The organism is Nocardioides eburneiflavus, assembly GCF_004785795.1.
GTDB classification, from domain to species: Bacteria; Actinomycetota; Actinomycetes; order Propionibacteriales; family Nocardioidaceae; genus Nocardioides; species Nocardioides eburneiflavus.
This window is the reverse complement of the sequence record NZ_SRRO01000001.1, coordinates 221,933-248,287: the sequence shown is the minus strand read 5'-3', so window position 1 is coordinate 248,287 and position 26,355 is coordinate 221,933. Positions and strand designations below refer to the sequence as shown.

Sequence of the window (26,355 nt, the reverse complement as noted above, 5' to 3'; positions counted from 1 at the left end):
AAACCCGGGGCAGTAGCGTGAAGGGCATGCGCCTGGGCGTCCTCGACATCGGATCCAACACCGGCCACCTGCTGGTGGTGGACGCGCACGGCGGTGCCGCCCCGCTGCCGGCCTCGTCGCACAAGCAGCCCCTGCGCCTGGCCGAGCACCTCGACGACGAGGGTGCGGTCACGCCGCAGGGCATCGAGGCGCTCACCGAGTTCTGCGCCTCGGCGACGCGGATCGCCGAGGACAAGGGCTGCGAGGAGATGCTCGGCTTCGCGACCTCGGCGGTGCGCGACGCCGTCAACTCCTACGAGGTGCTCGCCCACGTCGAGGAGCACAGCGGTGTCACGCTCGAGGTGCTGTCCGGCGAGGACGAGGCGCGGCTGACCTTCCTGGCCGTACGTCGCTGGTTCGGCTGGTCGGCCGGGAGGCTCGTCGTGTTCGACATCGGCGGCGGCTCGCTCGAGATCGCCGGCGGCACCGACGAGGCCCCCGACGTCGCGTGGTCCCTCCCGCTCGGGGCGGCGCGGATGGCGAAGGCCTGGTTCGGCGGCGGCACGCCGTCCGAGCAGGCCGTCCGCGACCTGCGCCGTCAGGTCCGCGCCGACATCGCCCGGGATGCCGGGCACCTGCTGCGCCCCGGCTCACCGGACCGCGCGGCAGCCACCTCCAAGACGTTCCGCTCGCTGGCGCGCATCTGCGGGGCGGCGCCGAGCGGCGACGGTCCCCTCGTGCCGCGCGTCCTCGAGCTCGAGACGCTCTCGGGCTGGATCCCGAAGCTCATGGCGTTGTCGCCCCAGGAGCTCGCCGACCTGCCGGGCGTCTCCCCGAGCCGGACGCACCAGATCGTCCCCGGCGCGCTCGTCGCGGAGGCCTGCATGGACATCTTCGAGCTCACCGAGCTCGAGATCTGCCCGTGGGCCCTGCGCGAGGGCGTCATCCTCGAGCGCCTCGACCAGATCTCCGTCGTCACCAGGCAGCGCTGAGCATGGCCGCCCCGCTGATCGGCCTCTCGTCCGCCTCGGTCTACCCCGAGTCGACGGCGCACGCCTTCGGGTGGGCGGCGCAGCTGGGCTACGACGCGGTCGAGGTGATGGTCGGCATCGACGCCCTCAGCCAACAGGTCGACGCGGTCAAGAAGCTCAGCGAGCACCACCAGGTGCCGGTCTGCGCGGTCCACGCGCCGTGCCTGCTCTTCACCCAGCGGGTCTGGGGCACCGACCCCTGGGGCAAGCTGGAGCGCTCGGCCGAGATGGCCGAGGCGGTCGGCGCCGACGTCGTGGTCGTCCACCCGCCGTTCCGCTGGCAGAAGGACTACGCCGCAGGGTTCGTCGAGGGGATCGCGTCGCTCGAGGCCCGCACAGGAATCGCCTTCGCCGTCGAGAACATGTATCCCTGGCGGGCGTCGTCGCGGCGCGGGATGGAGATGTACCTCCCCGGCTGGGACCCCAGCTCGGAGGGCTACGCCAACACCACCATCGACCTCTCCCACGCCGCCATCGCGCGCAGCGACGTCGTCGCGATGGCCGAGCGGATGGGCGACAGCCTGCGCCACATCCACCTCACCGACGGCACCGGGTCCGCCAAGGACGAGCACCTCGTGCCGGGTCGCGGCGTGATGAAGGCCGACGAGTTCCTGCGCCACCTCGCACGGACGAGCTTCTCGGGCCACGTCGTGCTGGAGATCAACACCCGTCGGGCCGCCAGCCGGGCCGAGCGCGAGGCCGACCTCGCCGAGTCGCTCGAGTTCGCGCGGGCGCACCTCGGAGTGACCACCCCGTGAGCGTGCGCGCGTCCCGCGGTCGTCGCCCGGGCGCGCCCGACACCCGCGCCGAGGTCCTCGCGGCCGCGCGCGCGTCCTTCGCCGAGAAGGGGTTCCGCGGCACCACGATCCGCGCCGTTGCCGCCTCCGCCGGCGTCGACCCGGCGCTGGTGCACCACTACTTCGGCACCAAGGACGACCTGTTCCTCGCCGCGCTGGAGATGCCCGTCGACCCGCGCGAGGTCCTCGCTCCGGTGGTGGCCCTCGGTCCCGACGGCGCGGGGGAGAGGCTGCTCCGGACGTTCCTGTCGGTCTGGGACGACCCCGAGATCCAGGTGCGGCTCCTGGCCGTGGTGCGGTCGGTGCTCAGCGAGGACGGCGCGACGCTGCTCAAGGAGGGGTTCATCCCGGTCGTCGTCGGGCCCGTCCTCGCCCAGCTCGTCGCGGACCGGCCCGACGTACGGGTCCCGCTCGTGGCCAGCCAGGTCGTCGGGCTCATCGTCACCCGCTACCTCATCGCCCTGCCCCCGATGGCGACCATGCCGGCCGAGGACGTGGTCGCGCGGGTGGGTCCGGTGATCCAGCACTACCTCACCGGCGACCTCCCCTGACGTACGTCCTCTTCTGTCCCGCCCTCGGGCGGTGCGCCACCCACATTCCGCGCGTCCGGAATGTGGTTCAGCCACCGCTCCCCGGGGGTTGACGCGCCGACGCCACGCGCGCACAATTCAACATATGATGAAAAACGTCGTCGAGGTACGCGACCTGGTCGTCGTACGCGGCTCCCGCGAGGTCCTGCCGGGCATCTCGCTGGACATCGCCGCGGGGGTCACCGGACTGCTCGGTCCGAGCGGCTGCGGCAAGACCACGCTGATGCGTTGCCTCGTGGGCGCGCAGCGGGTCCGGTCCGGGACGGTCGAGGTGCTCGGCGAGCCGGCCGGCAGCCCCGCCCTGCGGACCCGGGTCGGGTACGTCACCCAGGCGGCGAGCGTCTACGACGACCTGACGGTGGCCGAGAACCTCGCGTTCTTCGCCCGCGTGCTCGGTGTCGACCCCGGCCAGGTCGACGAGGCCGTCGCTGCGGTCGGGCTCGACGACCACCGCTCCCAGGTCGTCGGCAGCCTCTCCGGTGGCCAGCGCAGCCGGGTGAGCCTGGCTGTCGCCCTGCTCGGCACGCCCGACGTGCTGGTGCTCGACGAGCCCACCGTCGGCCTCGACCCCGTGCTGCGCCGCGACCTGTGGGCGCTGTTCCACCGGATCGCCGAGGCAGGAGCGGCCGTGCTGGTGTCGAGCCACGTCATGGACGAGGCCGAGCGGAGCGACCGGCTCCTGCTCATGCGCGAGGGGCGGATCATCGCGGACGGCTCGCCGGAGCAGATCCGCGAGCGGACCGGTGCGCGGGACGTCGAGCAGGCGTTCCTCCACCTCGTCGAGGGCAAGGAGGAGGTGGCGTGAAGTCACCCCACGCCGTTCCTCTCCTCCGCTGCGCTCCCCCGAGCAACGCCGCAGGGACCCCGACGTGAACCCCCGCGTCACGCTCGCCGTCGCGGGCCGGGTGCTTCGGCAGGTCCGCCGCGACCACCGCACCCTGGCGATGCTGCTGGTGGTGCCGTGCGTGCTGATCAGCCTGCTGTGGTGGATGTTCGAGGACCTCGACGCCGCACTGTTCGACCGCTTCGGGCCGGGCCTGCTCGCGATGTTCCCCTTCATCGTCATGTTCCTCGTGACGAGCGTGACGACCTTGCGCGAGCGCTCGTCCGGCACGCTCGAGCGGCTGCTCACGATGCCGATGGGCAAGCTCGACTTCCTGCTCGGCTACGCCCTCGCCTTCGGCCTGCTCGCCGCGGTCCAGTCGGCGCTGGCCGTGGCCGTCAGCGTCGGGCTCCTCGGCCTCGACGTGCAGGGCCCGGTGTGGCTGCTCGGCGTGGTCGCCGTCGCCGACGCGGTCCTCGGCACCGCGCTGGGCCTGCTCGTCAGCGCCTTCGCGACGACCGAGTTCCAGGCGGTGCAGTTCATGCCGGCCTTCGTGCTGCCGCAGATCCTGCTCTGCGGGCTCTTCGTCCCGCGCGAGGCGATGCCGGGCGTGCTCGAGGCGATCAGCGACGTGCTGCCGCTGTCCTACGCCGTCGACGCGATGCAGGAGCTCGTCGGTGCCGCCGACACGGCGACGGTGTGGAGCGACGTGGCGGTCGTGGCGTGCTTCGCGCTCGCGGCGCTGGCACTCGGTGCTGCCACCCTCAGGCGACGGACGCCCTGACCCGCGTGAACAGCCAGGCGCCGACCGCGAACAGCCCGGCGTACATCGCCGTCAGCATGACGACGTCGGGCACCGAGGCCGCCACGTCGTCGGACGCGACCATGCCGATGGCCACCCCGCCCGCGACCACGGTCGTCAGCGCCGCGGCGCCGAGGGCGTACGCCATCCCCTGCGGGCGGAAGCGGGTCGCGACAGCGACCAGCAGCAGGACGACCGGCGCCGCGAGGTAGACCCCGTCGCGGTCGCCGTCACCGACGATGCCGAGGGCGACGATGCCCAGGAGCAGGAAGAGGACCGTGCCGGCGGACACGGCCATGGCGATCGCGTAGCGCACGCGGCGCGGGGAGAGGCTGGTCGGCATGCAGACGACGGTAGGCCCGCGTCCGGCCGGAAGGGATGGAGGAGGTGTGAAGGTTCCGTGCGGATCGGCGTAGCCTTCGGGCCATGTCGTTGCTCCGTCAGCCGATCCTGCTCCTCGCCCGCAGCCAGGGGGTGAAGCGGCTGGTCTCCACGATGCCCGTCTCGAGCGGCATCGTCACCGGCTACGTCCCCGGCGAGACCACGGAGACCGCGGTCGCGGCGACCCAGGGCCTCGTCGACGACGGCCTGCGGGTGACGCTCGACTACCTCGGCGAGGACACCACCGACGTGGCCCAGGCCGAGGCGACCGTCGTCGCCTACAAGGAGCTGCTCGCCGACCTCGCCGCTCGCGGGCTCGCCCCGCACGCCGAGGTGTCGGTCAAGCTCAGTGCCATCGGCCAGTCCCTCTCCGACAACGGGCACAAGGTCGCGCTGGAGAACGCGCGCGACATCTGCCGCGCCGCCCGCAACGCCGGCACCACGGTGACCCTCGACATGGAGGACCACACCACCACCGACTCGACGCTGACGATCCTGCGCGAGCTGCGCAAGGACTTCCCCGAGACCGGCGCCGTGCTCCAGGCGATGCTGCACCGCACCGAGGCCGACTGCCGCGCCCTCGCCTACGAGGGCTCCCGCGTCCGGCTGTGCAAGGGTGCCTACATGGAGCCCGAGGACGTCGCCTTCCAGGACCGCCTCGACGTCGACAAGGCCTACGTACGCTGCCTCAAGGTGCTGCTCGGCGGCCAGGGCTACCCGATGATCGCCACCCACGACCCTCGGATGATCCAGATCGCGTCCTCGCTCGCCAGCCGGTTCGGCCGCCGCGCGGGCACCTACGAGTTCCAGATGCTCTACGGCATCCGGCCCGAGGAGCAGAAGCGCCTCGCGGCGGCCGGGGAGACGATGCGGGTCTACGTCCCCTACGGGACCGAGTGGTACGGCTACCTGATGCGCCGCCTGGCCGAGAAGCCGCAGAACCTGGCGTTCTTCCTGCGCTCGCTCGTCTCGAAGAATTGAGACCACAGCGTCTGGGACGTGCGCGTCGAAATCTCCGGGGCGGGCGATAGATTGCAGCCATGAGTACAGCCATCATCGGTGCCGGCGTGATGGGGGAGACCCTGCTCTCCGGACTCGTACGCGCCGGGCGCCGCGTCGACCAGCTGATGGTCGGCGAGAAGCGGCCCGAGCGCGCCCGCGAGCTCGAGGAGCGCTACGGCGTCGCCGTCGTCTCCAACCGCGAGGCGACCGCGAAGGCCGACACCGTCGCGCTCGTGGTCAAGCCGCAGGACATGGGCGACGTGCTCGACGAGATCGCGCCCGACCTGCGCGCCGGCCAGCTGCTCGTCTCGCTGGCCGCCGGCATCACCACGGCCTACATCGAGTCGCGCGTGCCTGAGGGCGTCGCCGTCGTACGGGTGATGCCCAACACCCCGGCGCTCGTCGACGAGGGCATGGCCGCGATCGCGCCCGGCTCGCACTGCGACGATTCGCACCTCGCCGAGGCCGAGTCGCTGCTGGCCTCCACCGGCAAGGTGCTCCGCATCCCCGAGAAGCAGATGGACGCGGTCACCGCGATCTCCGGCTCCGGCCCCGCCTACATCTTCTTCGTCGTCGAGTCGATGATCGAGGCGGGCGTCCACCTGGGGCTGCCGCGCGCCACCGCGACCGAGCTCGTCGTGCAGACCCTCGTCGGGTCGGCCGCGATGCTGCGCGAGACCGGCACGCACCCCGTCGTCCTGCGTGAGCAGGTCACCTCGCCCGGCGGCACCACCGCGTCCGCGCTGCGCGAGCTGGAGATCCACAAGGTCCGCGCGGCCTTCCTGGCCGCGATGGAGGCCGCACGCAACCGGTCCCGCGAGCTGGCCGAGGGCAGCTGACCACACCGGGTGGGAGTAACGTCCGCCACATGGAGTGCTCCGGGCCCACGTCGGTCGTGTTCGACCAGACCCTCTGCGAGTACAACTTCGGCCCGACGCACCCGATGTCCCCCGTACGGGTCGACCTCACCATGCGCCTGGCCGAGGAGCTGGGCGTGCTGGAGTCGATCAAGCTGGTGGACGCGCCCGTCGCCACCGACGCGCAGATCGCCACCGTGCACGACCAGGGACTGATCGATGCGGTGACGACGGCCGGCGCGACGCCCGGCTACGAGGACGCGTCCCGCGGCCTGGGCACCGAGGACGACCCGGTCTTCGCCGACATGCACCTCGCCAGCGCCCACGTGGTCGGCGCCACCGTCGAGGCGTTCCGGCAGGTGTGGAGCGGGGAGTCCCTGCACTCGGTCAACATCGCCGGCGGCCTGCACCACGCCATGCCGGAGAAGGCCAGCGGGTTCTGCATCTACAACGACGTCGCGGTCGGGATCACGCAGCTGCTCGCCGACGGCGCCGAGCGGGTGGCCTACGTCGACATCGACGTCCACCACGGCGACGGCGTCGAGAAGATCTTCTGGGACGACCCACGGGTCCTCACGGTGTCGCTGCACGAGACCGGGCAGATGCTCTTCCCCGGCACCGGCTTCCCGTCCGACACCGGCGGCCCGGGCGCCGAGGGCACCGCGGTCAACGTCGCGCTCCCGCCGGGCACGTCCGACGCGGGCTGGCTGCGCGCCTTCCACGCCGTCGTGCCGCCGGTGCTGCGTGCGTTCGCGCCCGAGGTGCTGGTCACCCAGCACGGCTGCGACTCCCACATGAACGACCCGCTCGCCCACATGATGCTGAGCATCGACGGCCAGCGCGCGGCCTACCTCGCCCTCCACGAGCTCGCCCACGAGGTCGCGGGCGGGCGCTGGGTGGTCACCGGGGGCGGCGGCTACTCGATCGTCGACGTGGTCCCGCGCTCCTGGGCTCACCTGCTCGCCATCGCCGCAGGCCGTCCGCTGGACCCCGCGCTCGCGACGCCGCCGGGCTGGCGGGCGTACGTCACCGAGGTCCTGGGCGCGACCGCCCCGCACCGGATGACGGACGGGCGTACGCCGGCCTACCGCGACTGGTCGGCGGGCTACGACCCGGACGCCTGGCTCGACCGGGCGATCAACGCCACCCGCACCGAGGTCTTCCCGCTGCACGGCCTCGACCCGCTGCCCTGAGCACGGTGTGGTGCTCGCACGGTAAAGGTTCAACCCGACACGCCGCCAGTCACACAAGTTTCTCTGGCATTCCTCTTCCCCATGCGTCACGCGAGCCCTATTCTCACCAAGAGCGGCACGCCTGTGACGCCGGCGCGGAAGCCGGCGCCGTCGCCGCGAAGAAGGATCGGTGCACACCATGGCTGAGAACACCCCTGGCGACATGTCCGAGGCGCAGTTCCTGACCATTGCCGAGGTCGCGGCCAAGATGCGCGTCTCGAAGATGACGGTCTACCGGCTCGTCCACGGCGGCGAGCTGCCCGCGGTCCGCGTCGGCCGCTCGTTCCGGGTCACCGAGGACGACGTCAACGAGTACCTCCGCAAGAGCTTCTACAACGCGGGCTGACACCCGCCTCTCCGGATCAGGTCCCACTGCTCCGACTCGATTCCGCGGTCCACCTCCCTGCCAAGTAGGGTGTGCGGGTCCGACCGGCGGACGCCGGTCGCAAGGAAAGGTCTGATCCACGTGGGTTCTGTCATCAAGAAGCGGCGCAAGCGCATGGCCAAGAAGAAGCACCGCAAGCTTCTCAAGAAGACGCGCGTCCAGCGCCGCAAGCTCGGCAAGTAACACCCCTCGACCATGGGGCGGGTCGTGCTGGTCACCGGGATCTCCCGGGACATAGGGCGACGCTTCGCGCGCGCCGCGGCCGGCGACCCGTCCATCGATCGAGTCATCGGGGTCGACGTCGTCCCGCCACGGGGCGACATCGGGGACGTCTCGTTCGTCCGAGCTGACATCCGCAACCCCGTCATCGCCAAGGTCCTCGCCAAGGAGGACGTCGACACCGTCGTCCACATGAGCGTGATCGCCACGCCCGGCTCGGCCGGTGGCCGCGGGACGATGAAGGAGCTCAACGTCATCGGCTCCATGCAGCTGCTCGCTGCGTGCCAGAAGTCGACGACCGTCGAGCGCCTGGTGGTGAAGTCGACCACCACCGTCTACGGCTCGAGCCCACGCGACCCCGCGATGTTCACCGAGGACATGGGCCCCAAGCGGCTGCCGTCCTCGGGCTACGCCAAGGACGTCGCCGAGATCGAGGGCTACGTGCGCGGCTTCGCGCGCCGGCGCCCCGACGTCGACGTCACGACGATCCGCGCGGCCAACGTCGTCGGCCCCCACGTGTCGAGCCCGCTCACCAACTACTTCCGCCTGCCGGTGGTGCCCCGCGTCCTGGGCTTCGACCCACGGCTGCAGTTCCTCCACGAGGACGACCTCCTCCGGGTCCTGCGTCACGCCGCGATCACCGGCATCCCCGGCACGTTCAACGTCGCCGGAGACGGGCTGATGACGCTGAGCCAGGCCGTGCGCCGCCTCGGCCGCCCGTCCGTCGCGCTGCCGAGCTTCGCCGTCGGCCGCCTCGGCGCGACCATGCGGCAGGCCCGCATCTCGGACTTCTCGCCCGAGCAGCTGGGGTTCCTGACCTACGGTCGGGGTGTGGACACCACCCGGATGCGCAGCGAGCTCGGCTTCGAGCCGAGGTTCACCACCGCTGAGGCGTTCGCCGACTTCTGCCGCGAGCTGTCGCCCGCCGGTGCCTCCCCCCAGGAAGGGGCCGGTCGTGCCTGAGGAAGCCCGCAACGGCGCGGATGACGCCGTCGTCATCCCGATCGGCACCGGAGGCCGGCCCGGTCGTGGGTCCGGCAGCGCTCGGCCCTCCTCGGCCGCCCGCAACCTGGCGCCGTCCGCCCGCAAGGCGGCGAAGAAGCCCCCCGACGCGTCCACCGCGAAGGCCTCGCCGCCCCGCCCGGAGCCGGCGGCAGGACCGACCCGGCAGAAGGTCGCCGAGGAGACCGGGCCCACGGCCGGGATCCCCGTGGGCGACTGGCTGTCGGCGCTCCAGGGCGCTGCGCACGAGGTGTTCGGTGACGACTGGGAGCGTCGCCTCGCCGAGCTCATGGCGTTCGCACGCCGGCGGCTGGAGGGCGACTACGAGGTCGACGACTACGGCTTCGACCGCGAGCTCACCGAGCGTTTCTTCATGGCCGCGCTGCGCCCGATCGCGGAGAAGTGGTTCCGCCTGGAGGTCCGCGGCCTGGAGAACATCCCCGCCGAGGGTGGGGCGCTGGTGGTGTCCAACCACTCCGGCACGGTGCCGCTCGACGGGCTGATGACGATGCTGACCGTGCACGACCACGCCGATCGCTTCCTTCGCCCGCTCGGCGCGGACCTGGTCTTCCGGCTCCCCGTGGTGAGCGCGCTGGCACGCAAGGGCGGCGCGACGCTCGCCTGCATCGAGGATGCGGAGCGGATGCTGTCCGGCGGCGAGCTGGTCGGCGTGTGGCCCGAGGGCTTCAAGGGCATCGGCAAGCCGTTCAGCGAGCGCTACAAGCTCCAGCGGTTCGGCCGGGGCGGGTTCGTCTCCGCCGCGCTGCGGACCGGCGTACCGATCATCCCGCTCTCCGTCGTGGGCGCCGAGGAGATCTATCCCCTCGTCGGCAACGTGCCGTCGCTCGCGCGGTTGCTGGGCGTGCCCTACATCCCGATCACGCCGTTCTTCCCGTGGCTCGGTCCGCTGGGCATGGTGCCGCTGCCGTCGAAGTGGATCCTCGAGTTCGGCGAGCCGATCCGCACCGACTCCTACGACGCGGCGGAGGCGGAGGACCCGATGCTGGTCTTCAACGTGACAGACCAGGTGCGCGAGACCATCCAGCACACGCTGTTCGACCTCCTGCGCGAGCGCGACGGGGTCTTCAGCTAGCGCCTGGGGTCAGGGCAGCAGGTTGCCCGTCGCGTCGTCCAGGGTGCCGCCGGTGGCGTCGCCGAGCGTCCCGGTCACCTCGCCGATGAGGCCGCCGGTCGCGTCGTCGATGCCGGTCGTCAGTCCGCCGAGCGCGCCGCCGGTCGCGTCGTCGAGCTCGTCGACGACCTCGCCGGTGGTCTCGGTGACGGTCCCGGTGGCCTCGTCGATCGGCTTGGTCGGGTCGGTCTTGGTGGGCTGGGTCGACGTCGGGACGGGGAGCGTCGGCGTCGACGCGGGGGTCGACGGCAGGCCCGCCGTCGGCACGGGCTGCTGTGGGTCGAGCTCCTCCGGCACGGTGATGCCGGTGAGGTCCTGCCCCGAGATCGGGGCCGCCTCGAGCGTCACGGCGTCCGCGTCGAGTCCCGCGAGGAGATCCGTCGGCGTGCTGGCCAGCAGGAAGTCCGGCGTCGTGGTGATGCCGCCGGTGCACGCCGGGCAGGCGTTGCTGATCTCGAGGTCGAGGTCGGTGAGCGTACGGCCGGCGGCGACCAGCTCGTCGCGCGCGCTCTCGGGGAGCTGGTCCTCGAGCGCCTCGAGGCGGTCCATGCTGGAGGCGGTGAAGTCGCGGGCGTCCTGGGCGTCGCGGTCGCTCCCGGTGGCCTCGTAGGAGGTCAGCAGGGTGCGTACGCCGTCACTGGACTGGCGGGTGAAGGTGTCGAGCGTGCCGGCCACGAGCTGGTCCCCGGCGTCGCCTGCGGCGAGCTCCTCGAGCTCGGTCAGGCGGGTGCCGGCCTGCGCCAGCATCACGCGGCCGCGCGCGGCGTCGTCGGTCGCGAGGCGCACCTGCGCGGACTCGATGCCTCGCTTCACGCCGTACAGTGACTCGCCCGGCAGTGCGGTCTGGGCGGCGACCGCCATGGTCGCCGCGGAGCCCACGAGCGCGGCACCGCCGAGCAGGGCGCCGATGCGGCGCTGGCGCGTCCGGGAGCCGGTGGGCATCGCCAGCCGGCGCGGCGCGGCGGGCTGGCGGACCAGCACGGTGTCGGCCTCGGCCATCAGGCTCTCGCGCAGGGATGACACGAACTCGGGGCGCGGGGCCGGCCGGGGGACGGACCGCAGGTCCGCGACGACGTCGAGAAGTGCTGCGAACCGCTCCGCGTCACGCTCGGTGAGCGGGGTGTCCGGGCCTCGGGAGAGAAGTGCCTCGAACTCGTCGGCACGTCGGCGTGCCGAGAAGGCGGGTGTCATCGCTGTCGTCCTGTCTCGCTGCGGGTGGTTCCTCCCACACGGACGAACGAGTCAGGCGAGGCTGGAGTTACGGGGTGTGTCACGTGTCTCTCAACCCCTCCGGCATCAGCTTGGCCAGGTTGCGTACGCCGCGCAGCTGCAGCTGCTTGACGGCGCCGTCGGAGCGGTCGAGGGCCAGCGCGGTCTCCGCGATCGACAGGCCCTGCAGGAAGCGCATGATCAGGCACTCGCGCTGCTCGGTCGGCAGCTCGGTGAGCGCCTTGAGCAGCACCTCGTTGGTGAGCCCCGCGATCACCGCGTCCTCGGGGCCCTCGGTGGCGTCGTCGTGCGGCGTCATGTCCTCGGTGGTCATCTCCAGGCGGGTGCGCCCCGCCTTGAAGTGGTCCGTGGTGAGGTTGCGCGCGATGGTCATCAGCCAGGCGCCGAAGTCCTTGCCCTGCCAGCGGAAGTTGTTCATGCTCCGCAGCGCGCGGAAGAACGTCTCCGAGGTGAGGTCCTCGGCCAGCGTCTGCGAGCGGGTGCGGTAGTAGAGGAAGCGGTAGACCGACAGGTGGTAGTGGTCGTAGAGGAGGCCGAACGCCTCCTTGTCGCCGGCTCGGGCCAGCTCGACCAGCGCGATCAGCCGCTCGCGCTCGGCCCCGTCCACCTCCGACGAGGTCGCCCGGTCCTCGTCGCCGACCGGGCTCGAGCCGGACGGTCCGTGCCGGGGGGACGGCAGCGGCGCCGCGCCGGGCGTGGCGGTCTCGGCGAGCAGGACGTGGCCGGCGGGCTGGGTGACGAGGGGCGGGGAGAGGACAGCGAGGACCGCGCGCCGGAGCGCGTCCATGCCCTCGTCGAAGGCATGCTGAAGGTCGTCTGATGACCGCATGCGGTGTCCCCTCCCGGTTGCAGCATCATCCACGATAAGGGGCGAGGCCGGGTCTTGTGAACCCGTGAGTAACTTCGAGTTACACCTCAGGCGGACCGGCCGCGCCCGCGGACGCTGACCCCCGCGGCGACGGCCCCCGTGACCGCACCTGCGACGGCCGCGCCCACCAGCCCGGCGCGGGCGGCCTTGCGACCGGTGCGGTAGTCGTGGATCCGCCAGCCGTGGGCGCGGGCATGGGCGCGGAGCCGGGCGTCGGGGTTGATCGCGCAGGGGTCGCCGACCATCGACAGCATCGGGAGGTCGTTGCTGGAGTCGGAGTAGGCCGAGCACCGGGACAGGTCGAGCCCCTCGCGGGCGGCCAGTGCCTTGATCGCCTCGGCCTTGGCCGGACCGTGGAGGAGGTCTCCGACGAGCTGGCCGGTGTAGACACCGTCGACGTGCTCGGCGACGGTGCCCATCGCGCCGGTGAGCCCGAGGCGGCGCGCGATGATGCTGGCGATCTCGATCGGGGCGGCGGTGACGAGCCACACCCGCTGGCCCTCGTCGAGGTGCAGCTGGGCCAGGGCGCGGGTGCCGGGCCAGATCCGGTGCGCCATCGCCTCGTCGAAGATCTCCTCGCCGAGCTCCTCGAGCTCGGCGGTGGTGTGCCCGGCGATGAAGGACAGCGCCGAGTTGCGGGCGTCGGCCACGTGCTCGGGGTCCTCGACGCCGACGATGCGGAAGTAGGCCTGCTTCCAGGCGGCCGAGGCGATCTCGCGCGTGGTGAAGAACTGGCGGCGGTGCAGGCCGCGGGCGAGGTGGAAGATGCTCGCCCCCTGCATGACCGTGTTGTCGACGTCGAAGAACGCCGCAGCGGTGGGGTCCACGGGCGTCAGGAGCGCGTTCTCGACCTCCGCCGACGCCGCCGCGGCCTCGCCCGCGAGGGCCGAGCGCTGCTGCAGGTTGAGGCGGCGCGGTCGCTCGGACGGAGTCACCCGTCAAGCCTAGCTGTGGAAGGATCGGCCCATGCCGCGCAACGACATCTCTGCGTTGGTGGCCGAGGCCGCCGCGGACGTCCCCGACCGGCAGGCCCTCGTCGAGAGCGGCGGACGCTCGCTCACGTGGACGCAGCTCGAGGACGAGGTCGCCCGCCTCGCGACCGGTCTGGGTGCCCACGGCGTACGCGCCGGGCAGCGGTTGATGATCGTCGTCGGCAACCGGATCGAGTTCGTCACGACCTACCTCGCAGTCCTCCGTGCCCAGGTCGTCGCGGTGCCGGTCAACCCCAGGTCGACGGCCGGCGAGCTCGCGCGGATGATCGCCGACTCCGGCACCCGCCTCGTGGTCGTCGACGAGACGGCGCTCGACGTCGTACGCCGCGCGCTCGCCGAGCTGGGACCGGGCGTCGCCGCGCCGACGGTCGTCGTCACCGGCACGTCGCCCGCTGAGGGCGAGGTCGCCCTTGCCGACCTGCGAGCCGACGTCGTACGCCCCGTGCCCCCGCTGCCGGACCCCGAGAAGCTCGCCGCCCTGCTCTACACCAGCGGCACCTCCGGGCTGCCGCGCGCGGCGATGCTCAGCCACCGGGCGCTGCTGGCCAACCTCGAGCAGGTGGCCGCGGTCGAGCCACCGATGATGCACGGCGACGACGTCGTGCTGGGCGTGCTGCCGCTGTTCCACGTCTACGGCCTCAACGCCGTCCTGGGCGGCGTGCTGCGCCACCGCGCGCGGCTGCTGCTCGTGGAGCACTACGACCCGCAGGCGGTCCTCGACCTGATCGACGACGAGGCGTGCAGCGTGGTGCCGATCGCCCCACCCGTCTTCGCCCACTGGCTGCCCGACGAGCACCTGCGCGAGCGCCTCGGCCCGGTCCGGCTGGTGCTCTCGGGCTCGGCTCCGCTCGAGGCCGAGGTGATCGAGAAGTTCACCGCCATCACCGGCATCCCCGTGCACCAGGGCTACGGCCTCACCGAGGCGGCCCCGGTCGTGACGAGCACGCTGTGCAGCAAGAAGCCACAGGCGGGCTCGGTCGGAGCTGCCCTGCCCGGGATCGAGCTGCGCCTGGTCGACGAGACGTGGGGGCAGGTCGAGGGCGAGGACCCCGGCCAGATCCAGGTCCGCGGCGACAACCTGTTCAGCGGCTACTGGCCCGACGGGGCCGACGGCCCGGGCGCCGACGGCTGGTACGCCACTGGTGACGTCGGATTCCTCGACGCCGAGGGCGACCTCTTCCTCGTCGACCGGGTCAAGGAGCTGGTGATCGTCAGCGGGTTCAACGTCTACCCGACCGAGGTCGAGGACGTGATCCGCGAGGTCGAGGGCGTGGCCGACGCCGCGGTGATCGGCGTCCCCGACGAGGAGACGGGGGAGGCCGTGGTGGCGTACGTCGTCCCGTCCCGCCCGATGACCCACCTCGAGGAGGCGGTCCGGGCCCACGCGATCGTGCGGCTCGCGCGGTTCAAGCTGCCGTCGCGGATCGAGGTCGTCGACGAGCTGCCGCTCACCGCCACCGGCAAGGTGCAGAAGGGCCGGCTTCGCGGGCTCGAGCGCCGACGGGTCCAGGGGCTGCTGGAGTGACCACCGCACGCGTCACCCTCTACTCCCGGCCGGGCTGCCACCTCTGCGACGACGCCCGGGCCGTGATCGCGGCCGTGTGCGACGAGCTCGGGGAGGCGTACGAGGAGGTCGACATCACCACCGACGACGACCTCGAGGACCGCTACCGCGACGAGATCCCGGTGACCCTGGTCGACGGCCGCCAGCACGACTTCTGGCGCGTCGACGCAGCACGGCTGCGGGCCGCGCTCGCCCGTTGACGAGCGGCAAGGGGCGAGGCATGCGGGGGTTCGTGCTCGTCGGCGGGTGGCCGGGCTCGGGCAAGACCACGCTGTCGACCGCGCTGGCGTCGGAGCTGGGCGTCCCGCACCTCTCCAAGGACGTGGTCAAGGAGGCGCTCATGGCCGTCCTGGGTGCGCCGACCGACGTCGAGGAGTCCCGCCGGCCGGGTCGTGCCGCGGTGCACGCGCTGCTCGCTGTCGCGAGGAGCTGCCCGGCCGCCGTCGTCGACAGCACCTGGTACGCGTACGCGGAGCCGCTCGCGAGGTCACTGCCCGGGCCGGTCGTCGAGGTGCGCTGCCTGGTGCCCGTCGAGGTCGCGCGCGAGCGCTATGTGCGCCGGGTGAGGGACCCCCGTCACCTCGACGGGCTGCGTGAGGAGTCCGAGCTCTGGGGATCGGAGGTGGCTCCACTGGGGCTCGGACCGCTCATCGAGGTCGACACGTCCGCGGTCGTCGACGTGGCAGGGGTCGCGGCGGCGGTGCGGTCGGCGCTGACTTCGCGCCGATAGGGTCCCGGTAGTGGACGTGCGGACTCGGCTGTCGGTCGCTGCGCTCGTGCGCGACGGTCTGGTGCTGCTGGCGCACCGGCACCCATCGCGTCGCTGGTATCCCGACTGCTGGGACCTCGTCGGAGGGCATGTCGAGCCGAGCGAGTCGCCGCGTCAAGCCATCACACGGGAGTGCCGTGAAGAGCTCGCGGTCCAGATCCACGACCCCCGCCCCATCTCGCTGGACGTCTGCGATCCCGCTCTCGACATGCACGCCTTCGTCGTCACGCGATGGCAGGGCGATCCCGTCAATGCAGCACCGGACGAGCACGATGACCTTCGTTGGTTCCGGCCGAGCGAGCTCGCCGACCTGACGTTGGCCCACCCAGACAGCCTGCCGGGCATTCTGCGCGCCGTCCACGTCGCATCCGATTAGCGCTGGCCACTCAGGACGTGCCTGTGGGGACTGTCCGAACAACGGTGTAAGTGGCTCGACACGCTGACCAGCTGGTTGGCGAGATGGAGTCACGATGACCGAAACACTGAGTTCTGTGAGCCCACCCGAGGATGTGGCGGTGTCACCGCCGGACGTTGCGCAGGAAGGTGACCCTGGCTTCGAGGGGTCTGCTCAGCCATCTGCTGAGGAGCTCGAGATCGCCCGCGAGCTGGTCCGCACGGCGCGGTCTCGTGGGGTCGCGTTGACCGGCCCGGATGGCATGTTGAAGGCCCTGACCAAGACCGTGATCGAGACGGCGCTGGACGAGGAGATGTCTGAGCACCTGGGCTATGGCAAGCACGAGGCCGCCGGCCGCAACAGCGGGAACTCCCGCAACGGGGTTCGGACCAAGACGGTGCTGACCGACAACGTCGGACCGATCAAGATCACCGTCCCGCGTGATCGCGATGGCACCTTCAGCCCGGTGATCGTGGCCAAGCGCCAACGACGCCTCGGTGATGTCGACACGATCGTGTTGTCGCTGGCAGCCAAGGGCCTCACGACCGGTGAGATCAGCGCTCACTTCGCCGAGATCTACGGGGCCTCGCTGTCGAAGGACACAATCTCGAGGATCACCGACAAGGTCGTGGCCGAGATGGCCGAGTGGACCTCGCGGCCCCTGGAGAAGGTCTATGCCGCGGTGTTCATCGACGCGATCTACGTCAAGATCCGCGACGGCCAGGTCGGGAACCGTCCGATCTACGCCGCGATCGGTGTCGACCTCGCCGGCCACAAGGACATCCTCGGCATCTGGGCCGGCACCGGTGGCGGGGAGTCAGCGAAGTTCTGGCTTCAGGTCCTGACCGAGCTGAAGAACCGCGGCGTGGAGGACATCTTCTTCGTCATCTGCGACGGCCTCAAGGGCCTGCCCGACTCCGTCGGAGCGGTGTACGGCCAAGCCGTTGTGCAGACGTGCGTGATCCACCTGATCCGCAACACCTTCCGCTACGCCTCGAAGAAGTACTGGGGACAGATCGCCACCGATCTGAAGCCGATCTACGGTGCCCCGACCCGGGAGGCGGCCTGGCGGGCGTTCGAGGAGTTCGACGAGAAGTGGGGCAAGCCCTACCCCGCGATCAGTGGCCTGTGGCGATCGGCGTGGGAGCAGTTCACCCCGTTCCTCGACTACGACGCCGAGATCCGCAAGGTGCTGTGCTCGACCAACGCGATCGAGTCGTTGAACGCCCGCTACCGTCGCGCGGTCACGGTGCGGGGCCACTTCCCGACCGAGCAGGCAGCGATGAAGTGCCTCTACATGGTCACCAGGTCGCTGGACCCCAAGGGCACCGGTCAGACACGATGGACGATGAGGTGGAAGCCAGCACTCAACGCCTTCGCCATCACCTTCGCCGATCGGATGCCGGCCCCGGAGAACCTCTAACAATGGAACCGCTGCTTACACCGTTAGTCGGACAGACCCTGCCTGTGGCCCCGCCGGTCATCGTCCTGGCGGGGTGTGAGGCGGGGTCATCGTCGACGTGGTCGCGGGAGGCCGGGTGGGACAGCCAGGTCCGGCGGATCCGGTGGGTCGAGGTCGGTGGTGCCGGTGTGGTCGCGGCGGTAGCGGTGGCCGTGGGGTGAGGTCCACTCGAACACTCCTGGGGCGGTCATCTCGTAGCGCCAGGGGGAGTGTGTCTTGAGGCGGTGGTGGAACCGGCACAGGCAGGCGAGGTTGCTCGTGGTCGTCGGGCCGGGTTGGGGTCGGCCCTCGGCGTCGGCGTCGTGGTCGTAGGCGATGATGTGGTCGACGTCGCAGCGCCGTGCGGGTCGCGTGCATCGCGGGAACACGCAGGTGCGATCCCGGAGCTGGACCTGTTCGCGGATGTCGGCGGGGATCTTGTAGGCCTGCGCGGTGAGCTGGGTGTTGAGGTCGATGACGGGCTTGATGGTGATCTCGGTGCGGGTGTCGGCGCACCAGGACTGGATCTGCTCGAGCAGGACCAGGCGTTGGCCGTTCTCCATGCGGCCGGTGGGCCCGAACACGGTGGTGTCGCCGGAGAAGGAGGCGTCGAAGTGGGCGTGGATCACGACCGCACGGGCGGCCGGCAGGCCCGGCTCGTCGGCACCAGAGCTCACGCGGTCCTGTCCCGGCCCCCCGGTCAGGAGGTCCAGCGCGGTCTGCGTCCGGGCGAGGTCCCCGAGGGCCTTGGCTCGTCGGGCGTCGAGCGGCAGCAGGGATCCGAGGGCCTGCTGGGTGGCGGCGTGGTGGGCGAGGGCGCGGTCGAGGTCGAGGGCGTCGGCGAGGTCGACCTCGGCCTCGATCCGCAGGGTGCCGGCGTAGTGCACGTCGTCGGTGTCGACGGTGACGTGACGGGGGTCGACCGCGAGGTAGCCGTCCTCCGGGTCCTGCGTGGGGTCGGCGGTCGCGAGGTCGTAGCGCTTGATGGTCTCGGCGACGAGGCGGTCGAGCTGCGCGGTGCCGATGCGTCCGGCGACGGCGGCGACCTGTGCGTCGACGAACCCGGCCGCCTCGACCGTGAGGGGAGGGGTGGAGTGGATGGTGGTGTCCGCGATCGCCCGGGCCCGCCACGCCGGCACCGCACCGGCGTGGACCTGTGCCCAGAGCCGCGGGAGGCGGTGACGGAGCTCGAGGGCGTGGCCGACGAGCTTCTTCGCCGCGGTCGTGGTGATGCCGAGGGTGGTGCCGAGCTCGGCGCAACAGAACACCGCCACCGGCGGAGCACCGTCGCCGGCGATGGGCTCCTCGTGCTGGGACCCCGGGACCGTGAACGACGCTGCTGTGTGGATCGACTCGGGCGGGTGCAGGTCCGCCCAGCGGGCGGCGAGAGCGAGCTGGCGGGCGGCCTCGGTGTTCTCGAGGTCGCGGGAGGCCTTGATCGTGGCGAGCAGGTCGGCGGGTGAGAGGTCGTCTGTGACCTCTCGTGCCTCGGCTGCCAGTGTCTCGATCATGCGTTTGATTGTAGTCGTGGGGTCCGACAACGGCCCTCGCGCGGACCGAAGGCCAGCAGGGTCTCGTGACGGGACTTCGTCCCTCCTCGACCAGCGGTGGCCCGGGTTGCTCGACCAGCGGTGGCCGGGCTCCTCGACCAGCGAGGGTTGGGGTGGTTTCCGAGCTCGCCGAGCTGCACCTCAGCCAGCGATCGGGAGCGCCCTCAACACCGACGAGGACCGCTCGCTCCGCTCCCAACTCGACCACCGGAGACGGGCCGGGCGTACGGACCCCGATATGCCCTGCGGCACCCTCCGCGCAAGTTGTGGGACCCCCGCGTGGGGTGGGTCTTCTCACATGTGCTAGCGCCCGTCGTTCTCGTTTTGTTCTCCCGTTCACAAACTCCTACAGTGGCGAAGTCACGCGAGATTCGCGGGACTGGAAAGAAGCAGCTGTGACCGCACGGACCCCCGACTCAGCCCGGGACATCCCCGAGGCAACCGTCGCCAGGCTTCCCGTGTACCTGCGTGCCCTGACCAGCCTCGCCGACGACGGCACGACGACCTGCTCGAGCGAGGAGCTCGCGGCGTCGGCCGGCGTCAACAGCGCCAAGCTCCGCAAGGACCTCTCCTACCTCGGCAGCTACGGCACCCGTGGCGTCGGCTACGACGTGGAGTACCTCCGCTACCAGATCGCGCGCGAGATCGGCGTGACCCAGGACTGGCCCGTGGTCATCGTCGGCATCGGCAACCTCGGCCACGCGCTCGCCAACTACTCCGGGTTCCGCAGCCGCGGGTTCCGCGTCGTCGCGCTGCTCGACGCCGACCCGGACCGCCACGAGGAGGTCGTCGCCGGGCTCGACGTGCGCTCCTTCGAGGACCTCGAGGCGATCGTGGCCGACAACGCCGTGTCGATCGGCGTCATCGCGACACCGGCCGTCGCCGCGCAGTCCGTCGCCGACCGGATGGTCGCGGCCGGCATCACCAGCATCCTCAACTTCGCACCGACGGTCCTGTCGGTGCCCGACGGCGTCGACGTGCGCAAGGTGGACCTCTCGATCGAGCTCCAGATCCTCGCCTACCACGAGCAGCGCAAGTCCGTCGTTCCCGGATCGGAGGTCGTGTCGTGAGCGTTCTCGTCGTGGGCATCTCCCACAAGTCCGCGCCGGTCGAGCTGCTCGAGCGCCTCGCGCTCGACGCCGACGGCACCGCGAAGCTGATCGCCGACGTGATGAGCGGCGAGCACGTCTCCGAGGCGACCGCGATCGTCACCTGCAACCGGCTCGAGGTCTACGCCGAGGTCGACCGCTTCCACGGCAGCGTCGAGGACCTCTCCGGGCTCCTGGTCGCGCAGGCCCGGCAGTCCACCGAGGCGCTGCTGCCGCACCTCTACGTCCACTACGACGAGGGCGCCGTCTCCCACCTCTTCCAGGTCGCCGCGGGCCTCGACTCGATGGTCGTCGGCGAGGGCCAGATCCTCGGCCAGACCCGCGAGGCGTTGCGCGTCGGCCAGGAGCACGGCACCGTCGGCCCGGCTCTCAACGCCCTCTTCCAGCAGGCACTCCGGGTCGGCAAGCGTGCCCACGCCGAGACCGACATCGACCGCGCTGCGCCCTCCCTGGTGACCGCCGCGCTCGAGCGCAGCTCGGTGCCCGTCGCGGGTGCTCGCACGCTCGTCATCGGCGCCGGTGCGATGGCCTCGCTGGCCGTCGCCCACCTCTCGCGCAGCGGCGCCGCCAGCATCTCGGTGCTCAACCGGACGGCGGCCCGCGCCGAGCGGCTCGCCGACGAGTACGCAGCCACGTCCGTGCCGCCCCACGCGCTCGTCGACGAGCTCGCCACCGCCGACATCGTCATCTCGTGCACCGGTGCGCCCGATCCGCTCGTACGCCTCGCTGACGTCGTGACCGCCCGCGGCGGCAGCGACCGCCCGCTCACCGTCATCGACCTCGCCCTGCCCCACGACGTGGACCCCTCGCTGGCCGACCTCCCGGGCGTACAGCTGGTCAACCTCGCCGGGCTCGCCGCGGAGCTGCGCGGCCTCGAGGCCACCGCCGGTGTCGACGACGTCCGCACCATCGTCGGGCAGGAGATCTCCGCGTTCCTCGCCGTACGCCGCCAGGCGAGCGTGACGCCCACGGTCGTGGCGCTGCGGTCGATGGCCACCTCGGTGGTCGACGCCGAGATGGACCGCCTCGCCTCGCGCCTGCCCGACCTCGACGACGCCACCCGCGCCGAGGTGCTCCACACCGTGCGCCGCGTCGCCGACAAGCTGCTCCACGAGCCCACGGTCCGGGTCAAGGAGCTCGCCGACGCGGAGCCCGCTGTGTCCTACACCGCAGCGCTGGCCGAGCTCTTCCGTCTCGACCCCGACGCGGTCGACGCCATCTCCCGAGCCGAGGGGGGATCGTCATGACCACTCCGCTCCGCCTCGGCACCCGCGCCTCGGCCCTCGCGACGACGCAGTCCGGCCACGTGGCCGACCTCGTCCGCGAGCGTCTCGGCCTCGAGGTCGAGCTCGTCGAGGTCTCGACCGAGGGCGACGTCAACCGCGCCCCGCTCGCCTCGATGGGCGGCACCGGCGTCTTCGTCAGCGCCCTGCGCGACGCGCTCCTCGACGGCCGCGTCGACCTGGCGGTCCACTCGCTCAAGGACCTGCCGACCACGCCCGCCGACGGCATCGCGCTCGCCGCGATCCCCCTGCGCGAGGACCCGCGCGACGTCGTCGTCGCCCGCGACGGCCTCACCCTGGGCGAGCTGCCGGTCGGCAGCCGCCTCGGCACCGGCTCGCCGCGACGGGTGAGCCAGCTCGCGGCCCTCGGCCTCGGCCTCGAGCTCCAGGGCATCCGCGGCAACGTCGACACCCGCATCCGCAAGGTCCGCGAGGGCGAGGTCGACGCGGTCGTCCTGGCCCGCGCCGGCCTGGCCCGCCTCGGTCGCCTCGACGAGGTGACCGAGGTCCTCGACCCGCTCCAGATGCTCCCGGCCCCCGGCCAGGGCGCGCTGGCGATCGAGTGCCGCACCGCCGACACCGACCTCGTCGCGTCGCTGGCGCAGCTCGACGACCCCGCCACCCGCGCCGCGGTCACGGCCGAGCGCGCGGTCCTGTCCACCCTCGAGGCCGGCTGCTCGGCCCCGCTGGGCGCACTGGCCGAGGTGGTCGAGGGGGAGGACGGCGAGGAGCTGTGGCTGCGTGCCGTGGCCCTCTCCGAGGACGGCGGACTCTCCGTGCGGATGAGCGCGACCGGCCCGGTCACCGAGGCCGTACGACTCGGAACACGTCTCGCGGGCGACATGCTCGACGAGGGAGCAGCAGACCTGATGACGGCACCACCAGTGAGGAAGCAGCACGCATGACGCGAGTACAGACCCCCAAGGCCACTGCCACGACGGACAAGGGCGCGACCAGCCCGGCCCAGGGTTGGGTGTCGTTCGTCGGCAGCGGACCCGGTGACCCGGGCCTGCTGACCGTGCGCGCCGTGGAGCTCCTCCAGGCCGCCGAGGTGATCGTCACCGAGGCTCCCGGCCACGTCGACCTGGTCCGTACGGTCCTCGGTCTCGTCGAGGGCCCCGACGGCCTCGTTGGCGGCCCTGAGATCGTCGACGGCGGCTTCGGCGAGGACGGCCAGCCGCTGACCCACGCGGCCCGCGCCAAGGTCGTGGTGCGCCACGGCAAGAAGCAGCGTGTGGTGCGCCTCATGGTCGGCGACCCGTTCCTCTACGCCTCGGGTCCCGAGGAAGCGCAGGCCTGCGTGAAGGCCGGCGTCGGCTTCGAGGTCGTCCCGGGCGTCTCGTCGGTGAGCGCCGTCCCGGCCTACGCCGGCATCCCGCTGACCACCAAGCGGCACCGCGAGATGGCCGTGGTCACCTGCGGCGAGAAGGTCGACTGGAGCGCGTACGCCGACGACCGCACCCTCGTCCTGCTCTCCGGGGTCGGCAGCATCGGCGAGACCGCCGCCGCGCTCGTCGAGGCGGGCCGCTCGCCCGAGACGCCCGTCGCCGTCACCCGCGTCGGTACCACGACCGAGCAGCAGACCCTCACCTCGACCCTCGCCTCGGTCGCGGCCGACGTCCGGGCGGCGCGGGTCGCCCCGCCGGCGATCATCGTGGTGGGCGACGTCGTCGACCTGCGCGAGACGCTGTCGTGGTTCGAGACCAAGCCGCTCTTCGGCTGGCGCGCGCTGGTGCCCCGCACCAAGGAGCAGGCCGGCTCGCTGTCGCGTCGCCTGCGCGAGTACGGAGCGGTGCCCGAGGAGGTGCCGACCATCTCGGTCGAGCCGCCGCGCAACCCGCTCCAGATGGACAAGGCCGTCCGCGGCCTCGTGGAGGGCCGCTACGAGTGGATCGCCTTCACCTCGGTCAACGCTGTCAAGGCCGTCCGCGAGAAGTTCGAGGAGTACGGCCTCGACGCGCGTGCCTTCTCGGGCCTCAAGATCGCCGCCGTCGGCGACAAGACCGCCCAGGCGATCGCCGACTGGGGCCTGCGCGCCGACCTGGTGCCGTCGGGCGAGCAGTCCGCTGCCGGGCTGCTGGAGGACTGGCCGCCGTACGACGACGTGCTCGACCCGATCAACCGGGTCTTCCTGCCCCGCGCCGACATCGCCACCGAGAACCTCGTCGCAGGCCTGATCGACCTCGGCTGGGAGTGCGACGACGTCACGGCCTACCGGACCGTACGCGCCACGCCCCCGCCGGCGCCGGTGCGCGACGCGATCAAGACGGGCAAGTTCGACGCGGTCGTCTTCACCTCGTCCTCCACGGTGCGCAACCTCGTCGGCATCGCCGGCAAGCCGCACCCGTCGACGATCATCGCGGTGATCGGTCCGCAGACCGCCAAGACCGCCGAGGAGCACGGCCTGCGCGTCGACGTCCTCGCGCCCACGCCCGACGTGGAGGTCCTGGTGGACGCGCTCGCTGACTTCGGTGCGGCCCGCCGCCTCGCGATGCTGGAGGCCGGCGAGCCGGTCACCCGGCCCAGCGAGCGCACCGCGTCGGGTCGTCGCAAGGCCCGCGCCAAGTAGCCGTCACCGCCGCCGTCACCGCCACTGGGGAAGGATGCACCCGTGACCGATGAAACCCCTGTCCAGGTCCCGACCGTCCGTCCCCGGCGGCTGCGGCGCACCCCGGCCCTGCGCCGGATGGTCGCCGAGCACCACGTGGTGCCGAGCTCGCTCGTGCTGCCGGTCTTCATCCGTGAGGGACTCGACGAGCCGCGGCCGATCTCGTCGATGCCGGGGGTCGTCCAGCACTCCCGCGACTCGCTGAAGCAGGCCGCCTCCGAGGCGGCCGAGCTCGGCCTCGGCGGAGTGATGCTCTTCGGCATCCCCGAGCACAAGGACGCCACCGGTTCCGGCGGCATCGATCCCGGGGGCGTGCTCAACCTCGCCATCACCGACGTGGTCGCCGAGGTGGGCGACCAGCTGACGGTCATGTCGGACCTGTGCCTCGACGAGTTCACCGACCACGGCCACTGCGGCCTGCTCACCCCCGACGGCGAGGTCGACAACGACCGGACCTTGGTGGCGTACGGCCAGATGGCGCTCGCCCAGGCCGCGGCCGGCGTCGACATGGTCGGCCCCAGCGGCATGATGGACGGACAGGTCCGCGTCGTCCGGGAGGCGCTCGACGCGGCCGGGCACAGCCACGTCTCGATCCTGGCCTACTCCGCGAAGTACGCCTCGGCGTTCTTCGGCCCGTTCCGCGAGGCCGTCGACTCCTCGCTCCAGGGCGACCGCCGCACCTACCAGCAGGACCCGGCCAACGCCGTCGAGGGCGTGCGCGAGGTCCTGCTCGACGTGGCGGAGGGGGCCGACATCGTGATGGTCAAGCCCGCCCTGGCCTACCTCGACGTCATCCGCCGGGTGCGCGACGCGGTCGACGTGCCGGTCGCCGCCTACAACATCTCCGGCGAGTACTCCATGGTCGAGGCCGCGGCCGCGAACGGGTGGATCGACCGCGAGGCCGCGATCCTGGAGACCCTCACCTCGATCCACCGCGCCGGCGCGGACGTGATCCTCACCTACTGGGCCTCCGAGGCCGCGCGCCTGCTCCGCCGCTGAACTTCCACGCGTACATCACACGCACCGATAGGTACGGTTCGTATGACGCTGCGCGGCCCGGCCGGAGGTCAGGGGTTCAGCAGGTCGTTCGCGCAGTCCTCGAGCTCGTTGGTCCCGGTCAGGGGCAGGTCGATGATGCCTTGGGCGGTGCACTGCGCGATTGCCTCTGCGTAGGTCAGCGTGTTGCTGACCGTCGCCGTCGGCAGGGGCGGCAGCGTCGGGCTGAGCGTCGGCACGCTGGTCGGGACCGAGGTCGTCGGGTTGGTCGTCGGGTCCTTGGTGGGCGTCTGCGTCGGAGTCTGGGTCGGCGTCGAGGTCGGCGTCTGGGTGGGCGTCGAGGTCGGCGTCTGGGTGGGCGTCGGGTCCTTGGTCGGCGAGTCGTCGTCCTTGTCGCCCTTGCCCCCCTTGCCGCCGTTGCCTCCCTTGCCGCCGGTGCCGGACGAGCCGGTCGTCTCGGGCACGATCACGCCGCTCGTGAGCGTGGAGGTCGGCACGGCGCTGAAGTCGCCGTCCATGTAGGCCTGCATGATCTCCAGCACCAGGTCGACGTAGGCGTTGGAGTGGTTGTAGCGGTAGACCGAGGCGCGCTGGCCCTGCTCGGAGGACAGGTCGTCGTCGCCGGAGCACAGGTAGACCGCGGTCGCGAGGGCGGAGTCGTCGATGTCCTGCGGGTTGCGGGTGCCGTCGCTGTCGCCGTCGACGCCCACGACCGCCCAGGTCGAGGGGATGAACTGCATCGGACCGACCGCGCGGTCGTGACGCGTGTCGTTGTCGTACTGGCCGGCGTCGGTGTCGGCGATGTCCTGCGTGTTGTTCTTGCCGTTGAGGGCGATGCCGTAGATCCCGGGCTGCGCGACGCCCTGCTCGTCGAGCACGTTGCCGCCGAAGCGGCCGTGGTCGGACTCGACGCGGCCGATCGCGGCGATGAGCTCCCACGGCAGGTTGCAGCCCTTGTCGGCACCGTTGATGACGGCCTCGGCGCGCTGGTAGGCCGACAGTGCGGCCTGGGGGATGTCGCTGGCCGAGCCGGGCGTCAGGGCCGCGGCGCGGGTGACGGCATCGTCGCCGACGCTCGCAGGGGCCTCGATCGCGGAGGCGGGGAGGACGGTGCCGTCGGGGAGCGTACGGGGGCCGTCGGGGTCGGCGCTGGCCGAGCCGATGCCACCGGTGAGGCTGGCCGTCCACGCAGCGGACAGCACCGCCAGCGGAATGATGGCGGTCGCTCGGTGAAGCCGGCCTGCACTCGACATGTCGCGCTCTCCCCTTGGTCGAACTGGTGTCATGATGCCCCCTCCGGGCACATCCACACCTCGCTA

28 protein-coding genes are annotated in these 26,355 nt (G+C 71.7%); 22 read left to right on the top strand and 6 right to left on the bottom strand.

Annotated features, from left to right (window positions below):
- Window positions 1-26 precede the first annotated feature (26 nt).
- From EXE59_RS01205 to EXE59_RS01185, 5 genes are all read left to right on the top strand, one after another.
- A complete protein-coding gene (locus EXE59_RS01205) occupies window positions 27-971 on the top strand; it encodes a Ppx/GppA family phosphatase (protein WP_135837268.1) in 945 nt (314 codons plus the stop codon).
- A 2-nt stretch (window positions 972-973) separates the two neighbouring features.
- The gene (locus EXE59_RS01200; protein WP_135837267.1) at window positions 974-1,768 is read left to right on the top strand and encodes a sugar phosphate isomerase/epimerase family protein; all 795 of its coding nucleotides are present in this window, start codon (window positions 974-976) and stop codon (window positions 1,766-1,768) included.
- Window positions 1,769-1,770: 2 nt separating this feature from the next.
- Window positions 1,771-2,358, top strand: a complete 588-nt coding sequence (locus EXE59_RS01195) for a TetR/AcrR family transcriptional regulator (RefSeq protein WP_135837266.1) — start codon at window positions 1,771-1,773, stop codon at window positions 2,356-2,358.
- Between the two features lie 124 nt (window positions 2,359-2,482).
- On the top strand, window positions 2,483-3,202 hold the full coding sequence (locus tag EXE59_RS01190) for an ABC transporter ATP-binding protein (RefSeq protein ID WP_135837265.1): 720 nt from the start codon (window positions 2,483-2,485) through the stop codon (window positions 3,200-3,202).
- Window positions 3,203-3,266: 64 nt separating this feature from the next.
- Window positions 3,267-4,004 (top strand): ABC transporter permease, encoded by a 738-nt coding sequence (locus EXE59_RS01185; protein ID WP_135837264.1) that lies wholly within the window; start codon window positions 3,267-3,269, stop codon window positions 4,002-4,004.
- On the opposite strand, the gene EXE59_RS01180 is transcribed toward EXE59_RS01185, so the two are convergent.
- Complete coding sequence (locus EXE59_RS01180) at window positions 3,985-4,365, bottom strand: hypothetical protein (protein WP_135837263.1); 381 nt, start codon at window positions 4,363-4,365, stop codon at window positions 3,985-3,987. The genes EXE59_RS01185 and EXE59_RS01180 overlap by 20 nt on opposite strands.
- Before the next feature lie 83 nt (window positions 4,366-4,448).
- Between EXE59_RS01180 and EXE59_RS01175 the strand changes: the two genes are divergently transcribed.
- From EXE59_RS01175 to EXE59_RS01145, 7 genes are all read left to right on the top strand, one after another.
- On the top strand, window positions 4,449-5,384 hold the full coding sequence (locus tag EXE59_RS01175; RefSeq protein ID WP_246056417.1) for a proline dehydrogenase family protein: 936 nt from the start codon (window positions 4,449-4,451) through the stop codon (window positions 5,382-5,384).
- Between the two features lie 59 nt (window positions 5,385-5,443).
- Window positions 5,444-6,244, top strand: a complete 801-nt coding sequence (gene proC, locus EXE59_RS01170; RefSeq protein WP_135837262.1) for a pyrroline-5-carboxylate reductase — start codon at window positions 5,444-5,446, stop codon at window positions 6,242-6,244.
- Window positions 6,245-6,273: 29 nt separating this feature from the next.
- Window positions 6,274-7,455, top strand: a complete 1,182-nt coding sequence (locus tag EXE59_RS01165) for an acetoin utilization protein AcuC (protein ID WP_135837261.1) — start codon at window positions 6,274-6,276, stop codon at window positions 7,453-7,455.
- A 178-nt stretch (window positions 7,456-7,633) separates the two neighbouring features.
- Entirely contained in the window at window positions 7,634-7,840 is a 207-nt protein-coding gene (locus EXE59_RS01160) for a helix-turn-helix domain-containing protein (RefSeq protein ID WP_129454864.1), read from the top strand.
- Between the two features lie 120 nt (window positions 7,841-7,960).
- Window positions 7,961-8,062: a 30S ribosomal protein bS22 gene (locus tag EXE59_RS01155; RefSeq protein WP_008356322.1), complete on the top strand. Its 102-nt coding sequence runs from the start codon at window positions 7,961-7,963 to the stop codon at window positions 8,060-8,062.
- 12 nt (window positions 8,063-8,074) lie between these two features.
- Complete coding sequence (locus EXE59_RS01150; RefSeq protein ID WP_135837260.1) at window positions 8,075-9,061, top strand: SDR family oxidoreductase; 987 nt, start codon at window positions 8,075-8,077, stop codon at window positions 9,059-9,061.
- On the top strand, window positions 9,054-10,193 hold the full coding sequence (locus EXE59_RS01145) for a lysophospholipid acyltransferase family protein (protein WP_135837259.1): 1,140 nt from the start codon (window positions 9,054-9,056) through the stop codon (window positions 10,191-10,193). The genes EXE59_RS01150 and EXE59_RS01145 overlap by 8 nt, the downstream gene beginning before the upstream one ends.
- Before the next feature lie 9 nt (window positions 10,194-10,202).
- Here EXE59_RS01145 and EXE59_RS23560 read toward each other — a convergent pair whose 3' ends face one another.
- From EXE59_RS23560 to EXE59_RS01130, 3 genes are all read right to left on the bottom strand, one after another.
- The gene (locus EXE59_RS23560; RefSeq protein ID WP_168218354.1) at window positions 10,203-11,423 is read right to left on the bottom strand and encodes a DUF5667 domain-containing protein; all 1,221 of its coding nucleotides are present in this window, start codon (window positions 11,421-11,423) and stop codon (window positions 10,203-10,205) included.
- Window positions 11,424-11,502: 79 nt separating this feature from the next.
- A complete protein-coding gene (locus EXE59_RS01135; protein ID WP_246056415.1) occupies window positions 11,503-12,291 on the bottom strand; it encodes a sigma-70 family RNA polymerase sigma factor in 789 nt (262 codons plus the stop codon).
- 86 nt (window positions 12,292-12,377) lie between these two features.
- Entirely contained in the window at window positions 12,378-13,265 is an 888-nt protein-coding gene (locus EXE59_RS01130; protein WP_135837258.1) for an HAD family hydrolase, read from the bottom strand.
- Window positions 13,266-13,296: 31 nt separating this feature from the next.
- Here EXE59_RS01130 and EXE59_RS01125 point away from each other — a divergent pair, with 31 nt between their 5' ends.
- The 5 genes from EXE59_RS01125 (at window position 13,297) to EXE59_RS01105 (ending at window position 17,472) form a co-directional block, all read left to right on the top strand.
- Entirely contained in the window at window positions 13,297-14,847 is a 1,551-nt protein-coding gene (locus tag EXE59_RS01125) for a class I adenylate-forming enzyme family protein (RefSeq protein WP_135837257.1), read from the top strand.
- Entirely contained in the window at window positions 14,844-15,086 is a 243-nt protein-coding gene (locus EXE59_RS01120) for a glutaredoxin family protein (protein ID WP_135837256.1), read from the top strand. The genes EXE59_RS01125 and EXE59_RS01120 overlap by 4 nt, the downstream gene beginning before the upstream one ends.
- A 20-nt stretch (window positions 15,087-15,106) precedes the next feature.
- On the top strand, window positions 15,107-15,616 hold the full coding sequence (locus tag EXE59_RS01115) for a P-loop nucleotide/nucleoside kinase family protein (protein ID WP_135837255.1): 510 nt from the start codon (window positions 15,107-15,109) through the stop codon (window positions 15,614-15,616).
- Between the two features lie 10 nt (window positions 15,617-15,626).
- On the top strand, window positions 15,627-16,031 hold the full coding sequence (locus EXE59_RS01110) for an NUDIX domain-containing protein (RefSeq protein ID WP_135837254.1): 405 nt from the start codon (window positions 15,627-15,629) through the stop codon (window positions 16,029-16,031).
- A 94-nt stretch (window positions 16,032-16,125) separates the two neighbouring features.
- Entirely contained in the window at window positions 16,126-17,472 is a 1,347-nt protein-coding gene (locus EXE59_RS01105; protein WP_425464498.1) for an IS256 family transposase, read from the top strand.
- 86 nt (window positions 17,473-17,558) lie between these two features.
- Here the strand turns inward: EXE59_RS01105 and EXE59_RS01100 are convergent, their stop codons facing one another.
- Window positions 17,559-19,001 (bottom strand): HNH endonuclease signature motif containing protein, encoded by a 1,443-nt coding sequence (locus EXE59_RS01100; protein WP_135837253.1) that lies wholly within the window; start codon window positions 18,999-19,001, stop codon window positions 17,559-17,561.
- Between the two features lie 434 nt (window positions 19,002-19,435).
- Here EXE59_RS01100 and EXE59_RS01095 point away from each other — a divergent pair, with 434 nt between their 5' ends.
- The 5 genes from EXE59_RS01095 to hemB are packed head-to-tail and all read left to right on the top strand — an operon-like array spanning window position 19,436 to window position 25,039.
- Window positions 19,436-20,110, top strand: coding sequence for a redox-sensing transcriptional repressor Rex (locus EXE59_RS01095; RefSeq protein WP_135837252.1), 675 nt, complete (start codon window positions 19,436-19,438; stop codon window positions 20,108-20,110).
- Window positions 20,107-21,396 (top strand): glutamyl-tRNA reductase, encoded by a 1,290-nt coding sequence (locus EXE59_RS01090; RefSeq protein WP_135837251.1) that lies wholly within the window; start codon window positions 20,107-20,109, stop codon window positions 21,394-21,396. The genes EXE59_RS01095 and EXE59_RS01090 overlap by 4 nt, the downstream gene beginning before the upstream one ends.
- On the top strand, window positions 21,393-22,337 hold the full coding sequence (gene hemC, locus EXE59_RS01085; protein WP_135837250.1) for a hydroxymethylbilane synthase: 945 nt from the start codon (window positions 21,393-21,395) through the stop codon (window positions 22,335-22,337). Before EXE59_RS01090 ends, hemC begins: the two co-directional genes overlap by 4 nt.
- Complete coding sequence (locus EXE59_RS01080) at window positions 22,334-24,001, top strand: bifunctional uroporphyrinogen-III C-methyltransferase/uroporphyrinogen-III synthase (RefSeq protein ID WP_135837249.1); 1,668 nt, start codon at window positions 22,334-22,336, stop codon at window positions 23,999-24,001. The genes hemC and EXE59_RS01080 overlap by 4 nt, the downstream gene beginning before the upstream one ends.
- A gap of 42 nt (window positions 24,002-24,043) precedes the next feature.
- The gene (gene hemB, locus EXE59_RS01075; protein ID WP_135837248.1) at window positions 24,044-25,039 is read left to right on the top strand and encodes a porphobilinogen synthase; all 996 of its coding nucleotides are present in this window, start codon (window positions 24,044-24,046) and stop codon (window positions 25,037-25,039) included.
- A 68-nt stretch (window positions 25,040-25,107) separates the two neighbouring features.
- Here hemB and EXE59_RS01070 read toward each other — a convergent pair whose 3' ends face one another.
- Entirely contained in the window at window positions 25,108-26,238 is a 1,131-nt protein-coding gene (locus tag EXE59_RS01070; RefSeq protein WP_246056413.1) for a lytic transglycosylase domain-containing protein, read from the bottom strand.
- Window positions 26,239-26,355 lie beyond the last annotated feature (117 nt).

Coding starts and splice junctions, on each gene's coding strand:
- EXE59_RS01205 (WP_135837268.1), top strand. CDS start 27: ATGCGCCTGGGCGTCCTCGACATCGGATCCAACACCGGCCACCTGCTG.
- EXE59_RS01200 (WP_135837267.1), top strand. CDS start 974: ATGGCCGCCCCGCTGATCGGCCTCTCGTCCGCCTCGGTCTACCCCGAG.
- EXE59_RS01190 (WP_135837265.1), top strand. CDS start 2,483: ATGATGAAAAACGTCGTCGAGGTACGCGACCTGGTCGTCGTACGCGGC.
- EXE59_RS01180 (WP_135837263.1), bottom strand. CDS start 4,365: ATGCCGACCAGCCTCTCCCCGCGCCGCGTGCGCTACGCGATCGCCATG.
- EXE59_RS01175 (WP_246056417.1), top strand. CDS start 4,449: ATGTCGTTGCTCCGTCAGCCGATCCTGCTCCTCGCCCGCAGCCAGGGG.
- proC (WP_135837262.1), top strand. CDS start 5,444: ATGAGTACAGCCATCATCGGTGCCGGCGTGATGGGGGAGACCCTGCTC.
- EXE59_RS01165 (WP_135837261.1), top strand. CDS start 6,274: ATGGAGTGCTCCGGGCCCACGTCGGTCGTGTTCGACCAGACCCTCTGC.
- EXE59_RS01160 (WP_129454864.1), top strand. CDS start 7,634: ATGGCTGAGAACACCCCTGGCGACATGTCCGAGGCGCAGTTCCTGACC.
- EXE59_RS01150 (WP_135837260.1), top strand. CDS start 8,075: ATGGGGCGGGTCGTGCTGGTCACCGGGATCTCCCGGGACATAGGGCGA.
- EXE59_RS23560 (WP_168218354.1), bottom strand. CDS start 11,423: ATGACACCCGCCTTCTCGGCACGCCGACGTGCCGACGAGTTCGAGGCA.
- EXE59_RS01135 (WP_246056415.1), bottom strand. CDS start 12,291: ATGCGGTCATCAGACGACCTTCAGCATGCCTTCGACGAGGGCATGGAC.
- EXE59_RS01125 (WP_135837257.1), top strand. CDS start 13,297: ATGCCGCGCAACGACATCTCTGCGTTGGTGGCCGAGGCCGCCGCGGAC.
- EXE59_RS01115 (WP_135837255.1), top strand. CDS start 15,107: ATGCGGGGGTTCGTGCTCGTCGGCGGGTGGCCGGGCTCGGGCAAGACC.
- EXE59_RS01105 (WP_425464498.1), top strand. CDS start 16,126: ATGACCGAAACACTGAGTTCTGTGAGCCCACCCGAGGATGTGGCGGTG.
- EXE59_RS01100 (WP_135837253.1), bottom strand. CDS start 19,001: ATGATCGAGACACTGGCAGCCGAGGCACGAGAGGTCACAGACGACCTC.
- hemC (WP_135837250.1), top strand. CDS start 21,393: ATGACCACTCCGCTCCGCCTCGGCACCCGCGCCTCGGCCCTCGCGACG.
- EXE59_RS01080 (WP_135837249.1), top strand. CDS start 22,334: ATGACGCGAGTACAGACCCCCAAGGCCACTGCCACGACGGACAAGGGC.